Consider the following 14,999-nt stretch of genomic DNA (forward strand, 5'->3'; position numbering starts at 1 on the left):
ATCACAATATATGAAGATTGAAAACACAAAAGCGCAAATGCGAAAAGGTGTTTTAGAGTTTTGCATTTTATCTATCTTAAAAAATGGAGATGCCTATACTTCTGAAATTCTTTCCACGCTAAAAAGTGCAGAAATGATTGTGGTTGAAGGCACCATTTATCCGTTATTAACTCGTTTAAAAAACGCAGGTTTATTAACTTATAGATGGGAAGAATCAACCTCTGGACCACCAAGAAAATATTACGTTTTAACAGAAAATGGAGGCATGTTTTTAAAAGAACTAAATAAAACATGGAAAAATTTAATCAACTCAGTAGACCAAGTAACTAGTAAAAAATCGACTACAAATGAATAAGACAATCAACATAAATTTAGGAGGATTTTTCTTTCATATAGATGAAATTGCCTATCAAAAATTAAAAAGATATTTAGAATCTATTTCTAAATCTTTAAGTGATGATCCTCAAGGAAAAAATGAAATTATTGCAGATATAGAAGCACGAATCAGTGAACTTTTATCTGAAAAAATAACAGATTCTAGACAGGTTGTGAATGAAAGTGATATTGATGATATCATAAAAATTATGGGACAACCAGAAGATTATGCAGATGCTGAAGAGTCATTTAGCGATGCTAGTTATTCGTATACAAGAAACAATACCTCTGGTAAAAAATTATTTAGAGATGGAGATGATAAATTTTTAGGTGGTGTCGCATCTGGTGTTGCACATTATTTAGATTTAGATACTATTTGGGTACGTTTAGGACTTTTAGCATTGTTTGTTTTTGGAGGTTTTGGAGTACTCCTTTACATAATTCTTTGGATTTTATTGCCAGAAGCAAAAACAACTTCAGAGAAATTACAAATGCAAGGTGAACCTGTAAATATTGATAATATTGAAAGAAAAATTCGTGAAGAGTTTAACAATGTATCCGAAAATGTATCTGATTTTGCCAACAAAGCATCAGAAAAAATTAAAGATGGTGCCAACGAATTTTCTGATAAAATGAGTAAAACTTTTTCGGGAAAGACAAAAAAAAATAACGGAGCAAGCGACTTTTTTGATACTATTGGTAAAATAATTCTAGCCATTTTTAAAGTAATTGGTAAGTTTATTGGCATCATTATCATCTTTGTTTCTGCAGCTGTTATTTTATCTCTAATTATTGGAGGGTTTTCTGTAGGCAGTTTAGAATGGTTGAATGTAGATGGTAATTATTTGCAATATCCACCTTTCTTTTACGATGCAGTTATTCCTAAATGGGTGCTAACATTATGCGTTTTCTTACTAGTTGGAATTCCGTTTTTAATCTTGTTTATTTTAGGATTGCGTATCTTATCTAGCAACGTACAAAAAGTAAACAAACCAACCTCTTTAATATTATTAGGTATTTGGTTAGTGTCGCTTTTAGCAATTGTTTTTACAGGATTAGAGTTTGGAACATCACATTCAAATTATGGACAATCATCAGAAAAAAACACTTTAAATATTGTTGCCAACGATACTCTAAATTTAAAGGTTATTAATGATGATAATCTGCACTACAAACCTAATTTAAGAAGAAACACTTATAAAGAAGAAGTAGAAATTGATGGTGTAAAAATGGTGTACACTAACAATGTTAAAATTGATGTAAGAAAAAGTAATTCTGATGAAAACTATGTAATTATTCAAAAAGAATCTAGAGGTAAAAATAAAATCAATGCCAATGCAAACGCCGAGAAAATAAGCTACACATTTAAAGTTGAAAACAATACCATTATTTTAGATGCATATTTCTTATCAGAATATAAAAACCTTTGGAAAGACGAAGAAGTAAATGTTATTTTTTACATCACAGAAAATGTAGTTGTTTATTTCGATAATTCTAGCAAAAACTTTTTGTACAATGTAGATAATGAAGAAGATATCTATGATAAAGAAATGGGAAATCATTATTTTATAATGACAGATAAAACCTTAAAATGTACAGATTGTATAGAAGAAATTGAAGAAGAAATCATAGAAGATACTGTCAAAAAAGTTCAAGTAAAAAAGGTGGTGGAGACAATTGAAGAAACGATTTAAGCACAATTCAACCTAAAAAACCAACAACTGAGTAACCATTCTTTCTTTTCAAACGTCAATTGTAAGACATTTGAAGAATAAATAAAAAAATTAATCATCATGAAAACAATCGCATCAAAATTATTAACAATTCTTTTTATCGCAACTTTATTTAGCTCATGTAACATAAACATGTTTAACAGAGTTAATGGTAATAAAAATGTAACTACTGAAGATAGAAAAGTATCCAAAGACTTTACCAAAATTAAAGTAAGTACAGGTTTAGATTTATATGTAACCCAGGGTTCTAAAAATAAAATTACTGTAGAAGCAGATGAGAATTTGCATGATATTATTATTACAGAAATCGAAGATGGCACTTTAAAAATTTATTCTGAACAAAGTATTTGGCAAGCCAAAGCAAGAAAAATTTATGTTACTATAAAAACGTTAGAAGAAATTACTGCAACAAGTGGCGCTGATGTGTATGCTGAAGAAACCATTCAAACGGATGCTATTAAAATTAATGCAACAAGTGGTGCAGATATTAGAATTTCTGTAGATGCCAATTCTGTAGAAACGAACTCAACAAGCGGCTCTGATATCGAAGTTTCAGGAGTTGCAAACAACCATGCTTCAAATGCTACAAGTGGCTCATCTATTGATGCTTATGGTTTACGTAGTAAAAATGTTACTGTAAAAGTTACAAGTGGAGCAGATATTAATGTATTTGCAACAGAAAGTTTAAATGCGAATGCAACCAGTGGTGGAGACATCGATTTTAAAGGAAATCCTAAACAGATTCAGAAAAAATCTTCATCTGGCGGAAGTGTTTCTGCCAAATAATTAACAAACAAAATCAATCAACCAAAGATTTCTTAGGGCTGGAAACAGCCCTTTAGATTTCGTTAAAAATTAACTATGAATTCATTTTTAGAGCCTTTTAAAGAAAGTATTGTTTTAAAACTATTACTTGCAATTTCAACTTTACTTTATAGTTTGATAACTACTGCACAAGTTGATAAAAACACGCAATTATATAAAACACTAAAATCGAAAGATAGTATTATTTTTGAAAGATCTTTTAATAATTGCGAACTCGAAAAATTAGAACCTATTATTGCCACGAACTTCGAGTTTTATCATGATGTTGCTGGCATACAAAACAGAGAACAATTTATAAATGCTGTTAAAAATAATATCTGCTCAAATCCGGGAAATCATACAAGACAATTGGTAGAAAACTCTTTAGAAGTATATCCTTTAAATAATAATGGAAAATTATATGGTGCCATTCAGAGAGGAAAACACACGTTTCAAGAAAAACAAAATAGCGTTTTAAAAACAGTCGGAATTGCCAATTTTACACATCTTTGGCTTTTAGAAAATAACGAATGGAAATTAAAAAGGGTATTAAGCTACAACCATTTACCCTACACAGAATAAAAATTTATTAGAATAGCTAACTCTAATAATTATACTAATACTTGGTTTTATTAGTTTACTTGGTAAGACGTCGTTTTGTAAAAAACGGCGCTTACTTTTTTTATTTAAACTTGTTTTTAGTTTTTGTTGATAAAAAAGGTGTTTTTCCTTTTATTTACAGCTTGACTTTTTGCTCAAAAAAAGCTAACTTAGCTAACTACGAATAAAAGTTACTTGTGCTTAACTTGTTTCAGCATTAAAACGAAACTTATTCGTGTAAGAAGTTACCCAACATTAAGAACGAATGAACTCTAAAACAAAATATTCAATAATTTTAATTGCTTTATTTGGACTTATATCTTTAATATTTAGTTCTATAAAATGGATGTATTGGGAACTTGAATATCTTCTGATTGCAAAGGTTTTATTTATAATCGGAATTATAAGTTTTATATTATATTTCTTGGCTAAAGATTGGCGAAAAGTATTGACAAGAATAATGTTATTTTCTTTTTCTATTTCACTAATGTTTAGTGTTTACTTATCATACGCATACTTTGAACGAGAAAAATCAACTGCAATAATGAGTAAATATGAACGTGCGAATTGTGAGAGTCTTAAAGAATTTTTTGCGACTGATTTGAAAAATAAACAAATAAAATTCTTTCAATATGGAATGGGAACTGATATTGAATTACACGAAAAACTGAAATCAAAATACGGAATTGAATCCTTTGGAATGGGTTGTATGAAATTATCAACGATTGATTGTTATAATGATTTGGTTAATAATTATCTGATAGAAAAACATAATGACTCAATTGTAAATGGAAGATAAAAACGTTGGGTAACACCGTGTAAAAAAAATTGCTGGTAAAATCCTACTTACGAAAATCCTAACGGATTTTCTTGGTTCGTGTTTTATTTACTAACTTTATTGCTTAAACCACGCAACTTTACTTACACAACAACGTTAGCGAATCTTACCCAAACAACTCCAAACTATCAATTTCTAAAGAAGTAATAAAATCTGAGGCTTTTATAACATAATCATGTAATACTCTGTTTTTTTCATTTGTAGCTCATAATAAATCAGAATATAGCTCAAAACAGGTTATTTATGAGCTAAAAAATGTATATTTATGAGCTCAAAAACAAGAAATGATTACTAATAGAGAACAGCTAATAATTAATTTTATAAAGAATACGCAAGAATGTTCTTCAAAAGAAATTTTCGAAAGCGTACCCATTTCTGTTAGTTACGCCACCTTAAAAAGGATTTTATTCTCATTAAAATCAGAGGGTTATTTAGTAATAAAAGGTAAAGGAAAGGGAACTAAATATCTAATATCTTCTGCGTTTGAACTGATTCAACCCATAGATATTGACAAATATTACGAAAAAGAAATTGATGAAAGAAAAATTATAGGGTCTTTTAATTCGAATGTCATTACAGATGTTTTAAAGAACAATAGTGCATTCACTGAAGATGAATTAGAAAAACTTGCTTTTCTTCAGAAAAAATATACAGAAAATATTGCTGAACTTTCTTTAAATGAATACCAAAATGAATTAGAAAGACTTGCTATTGATTTGAGTTGGAAATCTTCTCAAATTGAAGGAAATACTTACTCTTTACTAGAAACAGAAAGATTACTTAAAGAAAGGGAAACTGCCTCAGGCAAAACAAAGGAAGAAGCAACAATGCTTTTAAACCATAAAGATGCTATTGATTTTATTATAGAAAATAAAGATTATTTAAACCCTTTAAGTGTTTCTAAAATCGAAGATATTCATAGTATTTTAACGAAAGAATTAGCAGTTGAAAGAAATATAAGAAAAAGACGTATTGGTATTTCTGGAACCAATTATAATCCTTTAGATAATGAGTTCCAGATACTAGAAGCTCTAAAAAACACTTGTGATGTTATTAATAGTAAAGATAATATTTTTGAGAAAGCCTTACTGACACTGGTTTTAATATCTTATATACAACCATTTATGGATGGAAATAAAAGAACAGCAAGAATTGTAAGTAACGCAATTCTGATGAATTATAACCATTGTCCATTGTCTTTTAGAACTGTAGATTCAATTGATTATAAGAAAGCCATGCTGCTTTTTTATGAGCAAAATAACATATCGAATTTTAAAGATATATTTATTTCTCAATTTGAGTTTGCTGTAAAAACATATTTTTAGCTACCCAAACAACTCCAAACTATCAATTTCTAAAGAAGAAATAAATTCTGAGGCTTTTATAATGTCATAATGCAATACTCTGTCTTCTTCTACAATGGTTACTTCTTGTCTAAAAGCACTCACAATACTTTCTAAAAAAGGAGAAGTTTTTTCATCTCCAAAACTCAATGCTTGAGAAGCTGTAAACAATTCAATGGCTAAAATGGTTTGTAAATTATCTACCACTTTTTTACATTTTGTAGCTGCATTTGCACCCATAGAAACATGGTCTTCTTGCCCATTGCTAGACTCAATGGAATCTACACTTGCTGGTGTTGCATATTGTTTATTCTGACTTACAATACTTGCTGCTGTGTATTGTGGAATCATAAAACCAGAATTTAAACCAGGATTTGCAATTAAAAAAGGAGGCAAATGTCTGTGACCTGAAACCAATTGATAGGTTCTTCTTTCTGATATATTTCCTAATTCTGATAAAGCAATCGCTAAAAAATCTAAGCCCAATGCCAAAGGTTGCCCATGGAAATTACCTCCAGAAATAATTTCATCTTCCTCTACAAAAATATTTGGGTTGTCTGTAACCGAATTTATTTCCGTTAAAAAAGTCTTGGTTACAAAACGAATGGTATCTTTTGTAGCTCCATGAACTTGTGGCATGCATCTAAAAGAATATGGATCTTGCACATGTTGTTTTTCTTGCTTTATTAATTGGCTATCTTCCAAAAAATCATTAATTCTTTGTGCTGTTTTTATTTGTCCATTGTGTGGTCTTGCCAAATGAATTAGGGCGTTAAAAGGTTCTATTCTGCCATCAAAACCTTCTAAAGAAATGGTGCCAATAACATCTGCTAAATACGATAATTTATGTGCTTTTAATAAACAATCAATTCCGTAAGCAGCCATAAATTGGGTTCCATTTAAAAGTGCTAAACCTTCTTTCGATTGCAAACTTATTTTATCCCAAGAAAATATTTTTAATAATTCTTCTGATGCAATAATTTCGTCTTTATAATACACTTTTCCCAAGCCAATTAATGGCAAAGCCAAATGTGCCAAAGGCGATAAATCTCCTGAAGCACCCAAAGAACCTTGTGTATAAATTACAGGAATAATGTCGTTGTTATAAAAGTCTATCAATCTATTTACGGTTGCCAATTGCACTCCAGAATGTCCATAACTCAATGCTTTTACTTTAAATAAAATCATCAGTTTTACAATTTCTTTGGGCACTTCATCACCTGTTCCACAAGCATGACTCATTACCAAATTTTCTTGTAATTTTTGCAAATTATCATCGCTAATCTTTACATTATACAAAGAACCAAAACCAGTATTGATTCCATAAATTGGTTTCGAAATCGATTTCGTCTTTTGATCTAAATAAGCCCGACATTTTTCTATTTTTTGAATCGCATTTTCTGATAAAGCTATCTTTTTATCCGAAGAAATAATTTCTTGAATAGCTGTTAAATCGAGGGGTTTTGTGTCTATAAAATGTATAGATTCCATATGTTGTTTGATTGAGCACCAAAAGTGCAAATTCACAGCTGTTTATACAAATGATTTTAACTTTATTTATGCTTTTTAAATTTCTATATTTGCATAAAATTTTAAAATTTTAGAATGAAAAAGTTGAGTACAATTGTTTTTAGCCTATTAATGATGGTGGCTTGTAGCCAAGAGCATCCTAAAAATTATCTAACTTTATCTGGTAAATTAGAAAATAATAAAGATTCTATTCTTTCTATTGCAACTAGGCAAGGTATTTTAAAAAAGATCAAAATAAATAAAGAAGGTGCTTTTAAAGATACTTTAAAGTTAGAAAGTGCTAAAGGTGAAATTTACACATTACAATTAAGTAATAAAGCTGCTCCAATTTTCTTAAAAAACGGTTATAATATTGTTTTAAATGGAAATGCTGATGAATTTATGACAAGCTTTAAATTTTCTGGTGAAGGCGCTTCTAATAGTAACTTTGTGTTGGCTCAAATAGCTAAAAGTCAAACTATAGGAAATCCTCAAGACATTTTAAATTTAGAAGAAAGTGCATTTAGAAAAAAAGTAGCTTTATTAAAATTTGAGTATGATAGTATTTTAAATTCTTACAAAAATTTAGATAGCACCTTATATGCTTCTGTAAAACAGCAAAACGAACAATTGGTTACTTATTTTAATAATGCTTATGCTCAAACTCAAATTATGGGAGTTGGAAAGCCATCTCCAAAATTTGAAAATTATATTGATATTAAAGGAGGAAAAAAGTCTTTAGATTCTTTTAAAGGGAGTTTTGTTTATATTGATGTTTGGGCAACTTGGTGTGGACCTTGCATACAGCAGATTCCCTATTTACAAAGTTTAGAAAAAGAATACCACAATAAAAACATCGCTTTTGTAAGTATTTCTACAGATGAATCTCAAAGAAGTGGTGGTTCTTGGGAAGCTGCAGAAAAAAAATGGAGAGATTTTGTTCAAAAAAGAAACATGACTGGTGTTCAATTGTGGTCTGGTCAAGATTTTTCTTTTCAACAAGCCTATCAAATTAACGGAATTCCTAGATTTATTTTGGTAGATACAGAAGGTAATATTGTAGATGCTAACGCACCTAGACCATCAGATCCAGCATTAAAAACCTTATTAAATTCATTAGGAATTTAATAAGGTTAAAAAATATAAAATAATTTTTATTTTATTATGGGCGTAAAACCCCTAATAATTTGCTAGTTAATCTCGAGAAATAATTTATAAAAAGTATTAACGAAACAAAGAAAATTATCATAATTCCAAAATCTGAAAAACTTTTAATGTCGTTTAAAGCTATAATTTTCTTTCCAGTTTGAAAAAAAATCACAGAAGTAATGATAAAAAGAATAATCTGTTGAATAGTGCTTTTGTACATGGGGTTGAATTTAAGGGTTAAAGATACTTTCGAATCTGATGTAAATATAGAAATTTTATTTTAATAAGACTTTTATATTTAGATGAAATGCAATTTTTGAAAGATGAAAGTAATTTTTTAAAAGATGAAATTATTATTTTTTTAAATAAAAAGAGTCTCACAGAAAGGTTTTGTCTAAAGCTAAGTATAGTGTTTTAATAAATAAAAAAGCGAAATTCAGATTTGAGAATTTCGCTTTTTTATTTTAGTTTTATATATAATAGTGGTTACTCTTTATAAACACCCATTTCTGCATATTTATCCATTCTTTTTATCACTAAATCTGTATCAGATAAATCTTTTAATTCTTTAAATGCGTCTAATATTTGACTTTTAACCGCTTTAAAAGCTCCCTCTCTATCAGTATGTGCGCCTCCAACAGGTTCTTTAATAATGCCATCTATTAGCTTTAACTTTTTCATGTCATTACCTGTTAGTTTTAAAGCTTCTGCTGCTTGTTCTTTAAACTCCCAACTTCTCCATAAAATAGAAGAGCAAGATTCAGGCGAAATAACAGTATACCAGGTGTTTTCCATCATATATACTCTATCACCCACTCCAATACCTAAGGCACCTCCAGAAGCTCCTTCACCAATAACAATGGTTATAATTGGAGTTTTTAAACGGGTCATTTCAAAAATATTCCTTGCAATTGCTTCACCTTGTCCACGTTCTTCAGCTTCCAAACCTGGATAAGCACCTGGAGTATCTAATAATGTAACTACAGGAATTCTAAACTTCTCTGCCATTTTCATTAAACGCAAAGCTTTTCTATATCCTTCAGGATTTGCCATTCCAAAATTTCTAAACTGACGAGTTTTAGTATTGTAACCTTTTTGCTGACCAATAAACATAAAAGATTGATCGCCAATTTTACCCAAACCACCAATCATTGCTTTGTCGTCTTTTACATTTCTGTCTCCATGAAGTTCCATAAAAGTATCACCACAAATAGCTCTAATATAATCTAAAGTATAAGGTCTGTTTGGATGTCTAGAGAGTTGAACCCTTTGCCAAGGAGTTAAATTTTTATAAATATCTTTTCTAGCTTCTTCTAGTTTCTTTTCAATTTTTTTGCAAGTAGCTGTAACATCAACTTCGCTTTCTTCACCAATAATTTGACATTTTTCTAATTGATCTTCTAGTTCTTTTATTGGCATTTCAAAATCTAAATATTCCATTTTGCAGTAATTTTGAATTGGTTAATTCGAGTAACAAACATACTATAAAATTTACTTTATTCTATAAAATGAAGTTACTTTTTTAGTTTTTGAATCTGTTGAAATTTATTTTTTATGGCAGATTTGTTTTTTATAATTCCATTTACTAAAACTACTCCAAGCACAATAAAAGCACCTAAATAAAATTCTGGATTCATTTTTTCTTTATCTCCAAAAATTAAAAGCGCAAAAACTATTGCATATATAGGCTCTAAATTTACAGTAAGCATTACAGTATATGGAGAGATATATTTTAACACCTTTACAGACATTATAAAGGCAAATGCTGTACAAATACTACTTAAAATAATTAGGTAAACCCAATCCATCACTGGCAAATTAAAAAAAGCTAAAGAGAATTTTTGCTGATAAAATAAGTACAAGGCCACAAATAAAGTTCCGAATAAAATTTGATACAAAGAGATTCTTTCTGCATCGTATTTTTTAATAAAAAGGCCATTAAACACGGAAAATAATGAACCTAAAAAAGCAGAAATTAGAGCGTAAATAATACCTAACTTATACTGACTTTCGAAATTGAAAATTATATATAAACCAACAATAACCAGTAATCCTAAAATAATTTCTAGTGGTTTTATTCTTCTCTTAAAAAAAACAGGTTCTATTAATGATGTAAAAAAAGCTCCAGTACTCATAGTTACTAAAGCAACTGAAACGTTCGAAACTTTTATTGCTTTAAAAAAGAAAATCCAATGTGAAGCAATAATTATCCCTGTAGCTAAAAACTTAAATAAAGCTCTTTTATCTATCGAAAAATGTTTCTTTTTGATAATAAAATAGATGGCTATAAACAAAACAGCCATTGCCATTCTATAAAAAACTAGTGGTATTGCATCAATAGTTATTAATGCCCCAAGAATTGCTGTAAAACCCCAAATAAAAACTATAAGGTGCAATAAAAGGTAATTTTTTAATTTATTTTCTTGCATAAAAATACAGGTAAATGGCTAAACAGCCGAAGAAAATATTGGGCATCCAAACATATAATAAGGAGCTTACTCCTGCAACTGCACCTAAAACTTCAGAAATTTTCATTAAAAAAACATAGATAAACATGATGCCAATTCCTATTGCTAAATTTACTCCTGCACCTCCTCTTCTTTTTCTAAATGCCAAAGCAACAGCAATAATTGTAAGTATGTAAGATGCTAAAGGCAAACTTGTTCTTTTATGAAATTCTACTAAATAGGCATTCAAATTTTTAACGCCTCTTTTTCTAGAAATACTAATGAATTTATATAGTTCATCTGAAGGCATTTCTTGTGATAATTCAGATTTATAAATTAAATCTCTTGGAGTAAAATTAAAAACAGTATCCATTTTATTGCCAGAAAATATACTATCTCTATCCTTATAAATTTTTCTTAACCTCCAATTTTGGATACTAAAAGTAGAATCTTCTACATTGTATCTAATATTATCTGCAACTAGTTTTGATTTTAATTTTAAACCATCATAAACTTCGGATGTAAAATCATATCCAGAATTGCTATCTGTGTTGTAGTTTCTAATAAAAATATAGGTACTATCTGTAAGTTGAAGGCTAAAATCGCTTACAAACTTTAATTCGTTTTTTGCTCTTGCATTACTAATGTATTCTTTCTCGAATTTATTTCTTATTTTACTACTTTTTGGCACCACAAAATGGTTCATTAATAATGATAAAATTGTAACAAAAGTAGCTCCTAAAAAATACGGATATAAAAATCTTGTAAATGAAACTTTTGCATTATTAATCGCAATTATTTCTGTATTATTAGATAGTTTTGAGGTAAAAAGAATTACTGCAATAAACAATGCCAAAGGCATAAATGTGTTTGCATAATAGATGGTAAAATTCTTGTAATATTCTTCTACAATTTGATAGATACCTAAATTTGGGTGTTCTAAAAAATTATCAACTTTTTCAGAAATATCAATCGCAATTGCGATGGGTATCAATATTAGTAAGGTAAAGAAAAATGTTACCAGAAATCGTTTTAATATGTACCAATCTATTATTTTCAAATTATTCTTGTTCGTTTTATGTTGTTGGTTTATGTTTTTTAATGCTTACTAATAACCACCGACCAAAAACTATTTACTATAGTCTTTTATCCATCTGTTTTACCATTTTATCTTTCCATTCTCTAAAATCTCCAGCCAAAATATGCTTTCTTGCTTCGCGAGTTAACCAAACATAAAAGCCCAAATTATGAATAGATGCAATTTGCTTACCCAACATTTCTTTTGCAGCAAATAAATGACGTAAATAAGCTTTAGTGTAATAAGTATCTACTCCTGTTATGCCCATCTCATCAATTGGAGAAAAGTCATCTTCCCATTTTTTATTTTTAATATTTATGGTTCCATGAGCTGTAAATAACATTCCATTTCTTGCATTTCTGGTTGGCATTACACAATCGAACATATCAATTCCTAATGCAATGTTTTCTAAAATATTTATAGGCGTTCCAACGCCCATTAAATAACGAGGTTTGTCTTCTGGTAAAATTTCTGTAACAACTTCTGTCATTGCATACATTTCTTCAGCTGGTTCACCCACAGAAAGACCTCCAATTGCATTAGCTACTTGATTAGAGTTTGCAATATATTCTGCAGATTGTCTGCGTAAATCTTTGTAAGTACTACCTTGAACAATTGGCATAAAAGTTTGCTCAAATCCGTATTTAAAAGGTAATTTTTCTAAATGGTTTATGCATCTATCTAACCATCTATGAGTCATATGCATAGAACGTTTTGCGTAATTATAATCACAAGGATAAGGAGTACATTCATCAAAAGCCATAATGATATCTGCACCAATTGTTCTTTGAGTTTCCATCACATTTTCAGGCGTAAAAAAATGCATAGAACCATCTATATGACTTTTAAACTTTACACCTTCTTCGTTAATTTTTCTTCTTCCAGAAAGTGAATAAACTTGATAACCACCAGAATCTGTAAGTATATTTCTATCCCAGTTCATAAACTGATGCAAACCACCTGCTTTTTCTAAAATATCTAAACCTGGTCTTAAATATAAATGATAGGTGTTTCCAAGAATAATATCTGGATTTACTTCATTTTTTAATTCTGATTGATGAACACCTTTTACAGTTCCCACAGTTCCAACAGGCATAAAAATTGGAGTTTCAATTACACCATGATCTGTTGTAATTGTACCAGCTCTTGCTTTGCTTTTTGGATCAGTAATTTTTAAGTCGAATTTCACTCAATTAAATTTTGATGATTTTTGTAATTAAAATTAATTACAATTTTTTCATGTCATTGCTGGCAAAGATACTATTAATGTAAGAAGCTAAAAACTAAAAGATTCTTAAAGATTTGATTAAAATCTTCGCTTCTTTTTTGATAAAAAACTAGAATTGGATTTCTTATTTTTTGGCGAAGATTTTCTAAAAGACGCACTTTTTTTATTGAAATCGTTTTTTTGAGGTAGGATATTTCTTTTTGGTTTCGAAGATTTTGGTTTATCTTTTATTTCAGATGCTTCTTCTGTTTTAGAGGATGATGAAATCATTTTCGTAATTTCTTTCATCTCATCTTCTGTCAATTCTCGCCAATCACCAGTTTGTAAATACCCTAATTCTACATTCATAATTCGGGTTCGTTTTAACTTGGTAACTTCGTAATCTAAATATTCGCACATTCTGCGAATTTGACGATTTAGGCCTTGGGTTAAAACAATTTTAAAAATTTTATCGCTTATTTTTTCAACGTTGCATTTTTGAGTAATTGTGCCCAAAATAGGAATTCCATTGCTCATTTTAGAAATAAAATCCGGTGTAATCGATTTGTTTACGGATACAAAATATTCTTTTTCGTGATTATTGCCTGCTCTTAAAATTTTGTTGACAATATCACCATCATTTGTTAAAAAAATTAAACCTTCAGAAGGTTTATCTAAACGCCCAATAGGAAATAATCTTTCTGGATGATTAATGTATTGAACTATATTATTTGGTTCTTTTTCATCTGTAGTAGAAACAATACCTATAGGTTTATTTAAAGCGATGTAAAGAGTTTCTGGCTTTCTTTCTAAAACTCTACCATCTAATTTTACAACATCCTTTTTACCAACCCTATTACCTAATTGTGTTGCTTTGCCATTAACAGTTACACGCCCTTCAATAATAAATTTTTCTGCTTCTCTTCGCGAGCAAATACCAGTTGAACTTATAAATTTATTAAGATTGATGGTTTGTTGATTATTGGTATCCAAGAGATAAAATATTTGTACAAAAATAATTAATATTTATTAGGATTTGGCCTTAAATAAAGAATGAAACAGTTGATGAAGATTTCCTTGAAGAATTTTCTTTCACTTTTAAAAACTCATACATAATCTGTAGGTTAATTCTATACTTATACTACAATTCAATAGTTCTAAAAGTTAAATTAACTCTTGGAGAATTTACCTTTTTAGTTGGAGGCAACCTATGCAACCAATTTGTTTGTGTATCTTCTTTCATTACCAAAAGACTACCTCTTTCTAATAAAATATCTATTCTTTGCTTATTCTGTTTGTGCTTAAAAGAAAATTTACGCTCAGCACCCAAGGATAGTGATGCAATTGCACCATTTTTTTTCATCATTTTTTCTCCATCAGAATGATATGCCATTCCTTCATCACCTGAATGATACAAATTTAATAAACACGAGTTATAGGTTTCACCACTTTCTTTCTCAACAATACTTTTGAGTTCTAACAACTCCTTGATCCAGATATTTGCTGTTTTAGTAACTTTAGAATAAGTATAAGAATATTCCGATTCTCCATACCAAGCCACTTTTCTTTTGGTGATAATTTTTTTACCAAAAATAATGGCTTCATCATTTTTCCATTGAATGTTTTCCAATAATTTTTGAAAATAAAAATCGGATTGTTTTTTATTTAGAATTGCGCCATAATAAATTGTAATACCATCAAAAGGTAAAATATTTACGATTTTTTCTGAAGAAAATAAATCCATTAAACTAAAATTATAAAAAAACCCCACTTTAAAAGCGAGGTTTTTGCGGAGAAAGAGGGATTCGAACCCCCGGACCTGTTACAGTCAACAGTTTTCAAGACTGCCGCATTCGACCGCTCTGCCATTTCTCCAGAAGTCTCATCAGATATCCTCTGAATGCGGATGCAAATAT

The 14,999-nt window shown here is 29.3% G+C and carries 14 protein-coding genes and 1 tRNA gene; 7 read left to right on the plus strand and 8 right to left on the minus strand.

Features of this window, described 5'->3' with window-relative positions:
* Nucleotides 1-10: 10 nt before the first annotated feature.
* The 6 genes from WAO74_RS03990 (at nucleotide 11) to WAO74_RS04015 (ending at nucleotide 5,675) form a co-directional block, all read left to right on the plus strand.
* Nucleotides 11-355 carry a PadR family transcriptional regulator gene (locus tag WAO74_RS03990; protein ID WP_422159873.1) on the plus strand — a complete coding sequence of 115 codons (345 nt, stop codon included), beginning with the start codon at nucleotides 11-13 and terminating at the stop codon, nucleotides 353-355.
* Nucleotides 348-2,069 carry a PspC domain-containing protein gene (locus WAO74_RS03995; protein ID WP_422159874.1) on the plus strand — a complete coding sequence of 574 codons (1,722 nt, stop codon included), beginning with the start codon at nucleotides 348-350 and terminating at the stop codon, nucleotides 2,067-2,069. Before WAO74_RS03990 ends, WAO74_RS03995 begins: the two co-directional genes overlap by 8 nt.
* A gap of 99 nt (nucleotides 2,070-2,168) precedes the next feature.
* On the plus strand, nucleotides 2,169-2,894 hold the full coding sequence (locus WAO74_RS04000; RefSeq protein WP_422159875.1) for a head GIN domain-containing protein: 726 nt from the start codon (nucleotides 2,169-2,171) through the stop codon (nucleotides 2,892-2,894).
* Nucleotides 2,895-2,969: 75 nt separating this feature from the next.
* Nucleotides 2,970-3,494, plus strand: a complete 525-nt coding sequence (locus WAO74_RS04005) for a nuclear transport factor 2 family protein (RefSeq protein WP_422159876.1) — start codon at nucleotides 2,970-2,972, stop codon at nucleotides 3,492-3,494.
* A gap of 283 nt (nucleotides 3,495-3,777) precedes the next feature.
* Nucleotides 3,778-4,311 carry a hypothetical protein gene (locus WAO74_RS04010; protein WP_422159877.1) on the plus strand — a complete coding sequence of 178 codons (534 nt, stop codon included), beginning with the start codon at nucleotides 3,778-3,780 and terminating at the stop codon, nucleotides 4,309-4,311.
* A 323-nt stretch (nucleotides 4,312-4,634) separates the two neighbouring features.
* Complete coding sequence (locus WAO74_RS04015) at nucleotides 4,635-5,675, plus strand: Fic family protein (protein WP_422159878.1); 1,041 nt, start codon at nucleotides 4,635-4,637, stop codon at nucleotides 5,673-5,675.
* Here WAO74_RS04015 and hutH read toward each other — a convergent pair whose 3' ends face one another.
* Nucleotides 5,676-7,184: a histidine ammonia-lyase gene (gene hutH, locus WAO74_RS04020; RefSeq protein ID WP_422159879.1), complete on the minus strand. Its 1,509-nt coding sequence runs from the start codon at nucleotides 7,182-7,184 to the stop codon at nucleotides 5,676-5,678.
* A gap of 114 nt (nucleotides 7,185-7,298) precedes the next feature.
* On the opposite strand from hutH, the gene WAO74_RS04025 reads away from it, so the two are divergent.
* Nucleotides 7,299-8,330: a TlpA family protein disulfide reductase gene (locus WAO74_RS04025; RefSeq protein ID WP_422159880.1), complete on the plus strand. Its 1,032-nt coding sequence runs from the start codon at nucleotides 7,299-7,301 to the stop codon at nucleotides 8,328-8,330.
* Nucleotides 8,331-8,837: 507 nt separating this feature from the next.
* On the opposite strand, the gene WAO74_RS04030 is transcribed toward WAO74_RS04025, so the two are convergent.
* The 7 genes from WAO74_RS04030 to WAO74_RS04060 form a co-directional block, all read right to left on the minus strand.
* Complete coding sequence (locus WAO74_RS04030) at nucleotides 8,838-9,791, minus strand: acetyl-CoA carboxylase carboxyltransferase subunit alpha (RefSeq protein WP_422159881.1); 954 nt, start codon at nucleotides 9,789-9,791, stop codon at nucleotides 8,838-8,840.
* A 74-nt stretch (nucleotides 9,792-9,865) separates the two neighbouring features.
* Nucleotides 9,866-10,780 carry a DMT family transporter gene (locus WAO74_RS04035; protein WP_422159882.1) on the minus strand — a complete coding sequence of 305 codons (915 nt, stop codon included), beginning with the start codon at nucleotides 10,778-10,780 and terminating at the stop codon, nucleotides 9,866-9,868.
* Entirely contained in the window at nucleotides 10,767-11,858 is a 1,092-nt protein-coding gene (locus WAO74_RS04040; protein WP_422159883.1) for an LptF/LptG family permease, read from the minus strand. The genes WAO74_RS04035 and WAO74_RS04040 overlap by 14 nt, the downstream gene beginning before the upstream one ends.
* A gap of 76 nt (nucleotides 11,859-11,934) precedes the next feature.
* On the minus strand, nucleotides 11,935-13,065 hold the full coding sequence (gene tgt, locus WAO74_RS04045) for a tRNA guanosine(34) transglycosylase Tgt (RefSeq protein WP_422159884.1): 1,131 nt from the start codon (nucleotides 13,063-13,065) through the stop codon (nucleotides 11,935-11,937).
* Nucleotides 13,066-13,182: 117 nt separating this feature from the next.
* Nucleotides 13,183-14,076: a 23S rRNA pseudouridine(2604) synthase RluF gene (gene rluF, locus WAO74_RS04050; RefSeq protein WP_422159885.1), complete on the minus strand. Its 894-nt coding sequence runs from the start codon at nucleotides 14,074-14,076 to the stop codon at nucleotides 13,183-13,185.
* Nucleotides 14,077-14,224: 148 nt separating this feature from the next.
* Nucleotides 14,225-14,827 carry an alpha-ketoglutarate-dependent dioxygenase AlkB family protein gene (locus WAO74_RS04055; protein ID WP_422159886.1) on the minus strand — a complete coding sequence of 201 codons (603 nt, stop codon included), beginning with the start codon at nucleotides 14,825-14,827 and terminating at the stop codon, nucleotides 14,225-14,227.
* 46 nt (nucleotides 14,828-14,873) lie between these two features.
* Nucleotides 14,874-14,958 (minus strand) — tRNA-Ser (locus WAO74_RS04060).
* Nucleotides 14,959-14,999 lie beyond the last annotated feature (41 nt).

It is taken from the genome of Polaribacter sp., assembly GCF_049276715.1.
In the GTDB taxonomy this organism is placed as follows: Bacteria; Bacteroidota; Bacteroidia; order Flavobacteriales; family Flavobacteriaceae; genus Polaribacter.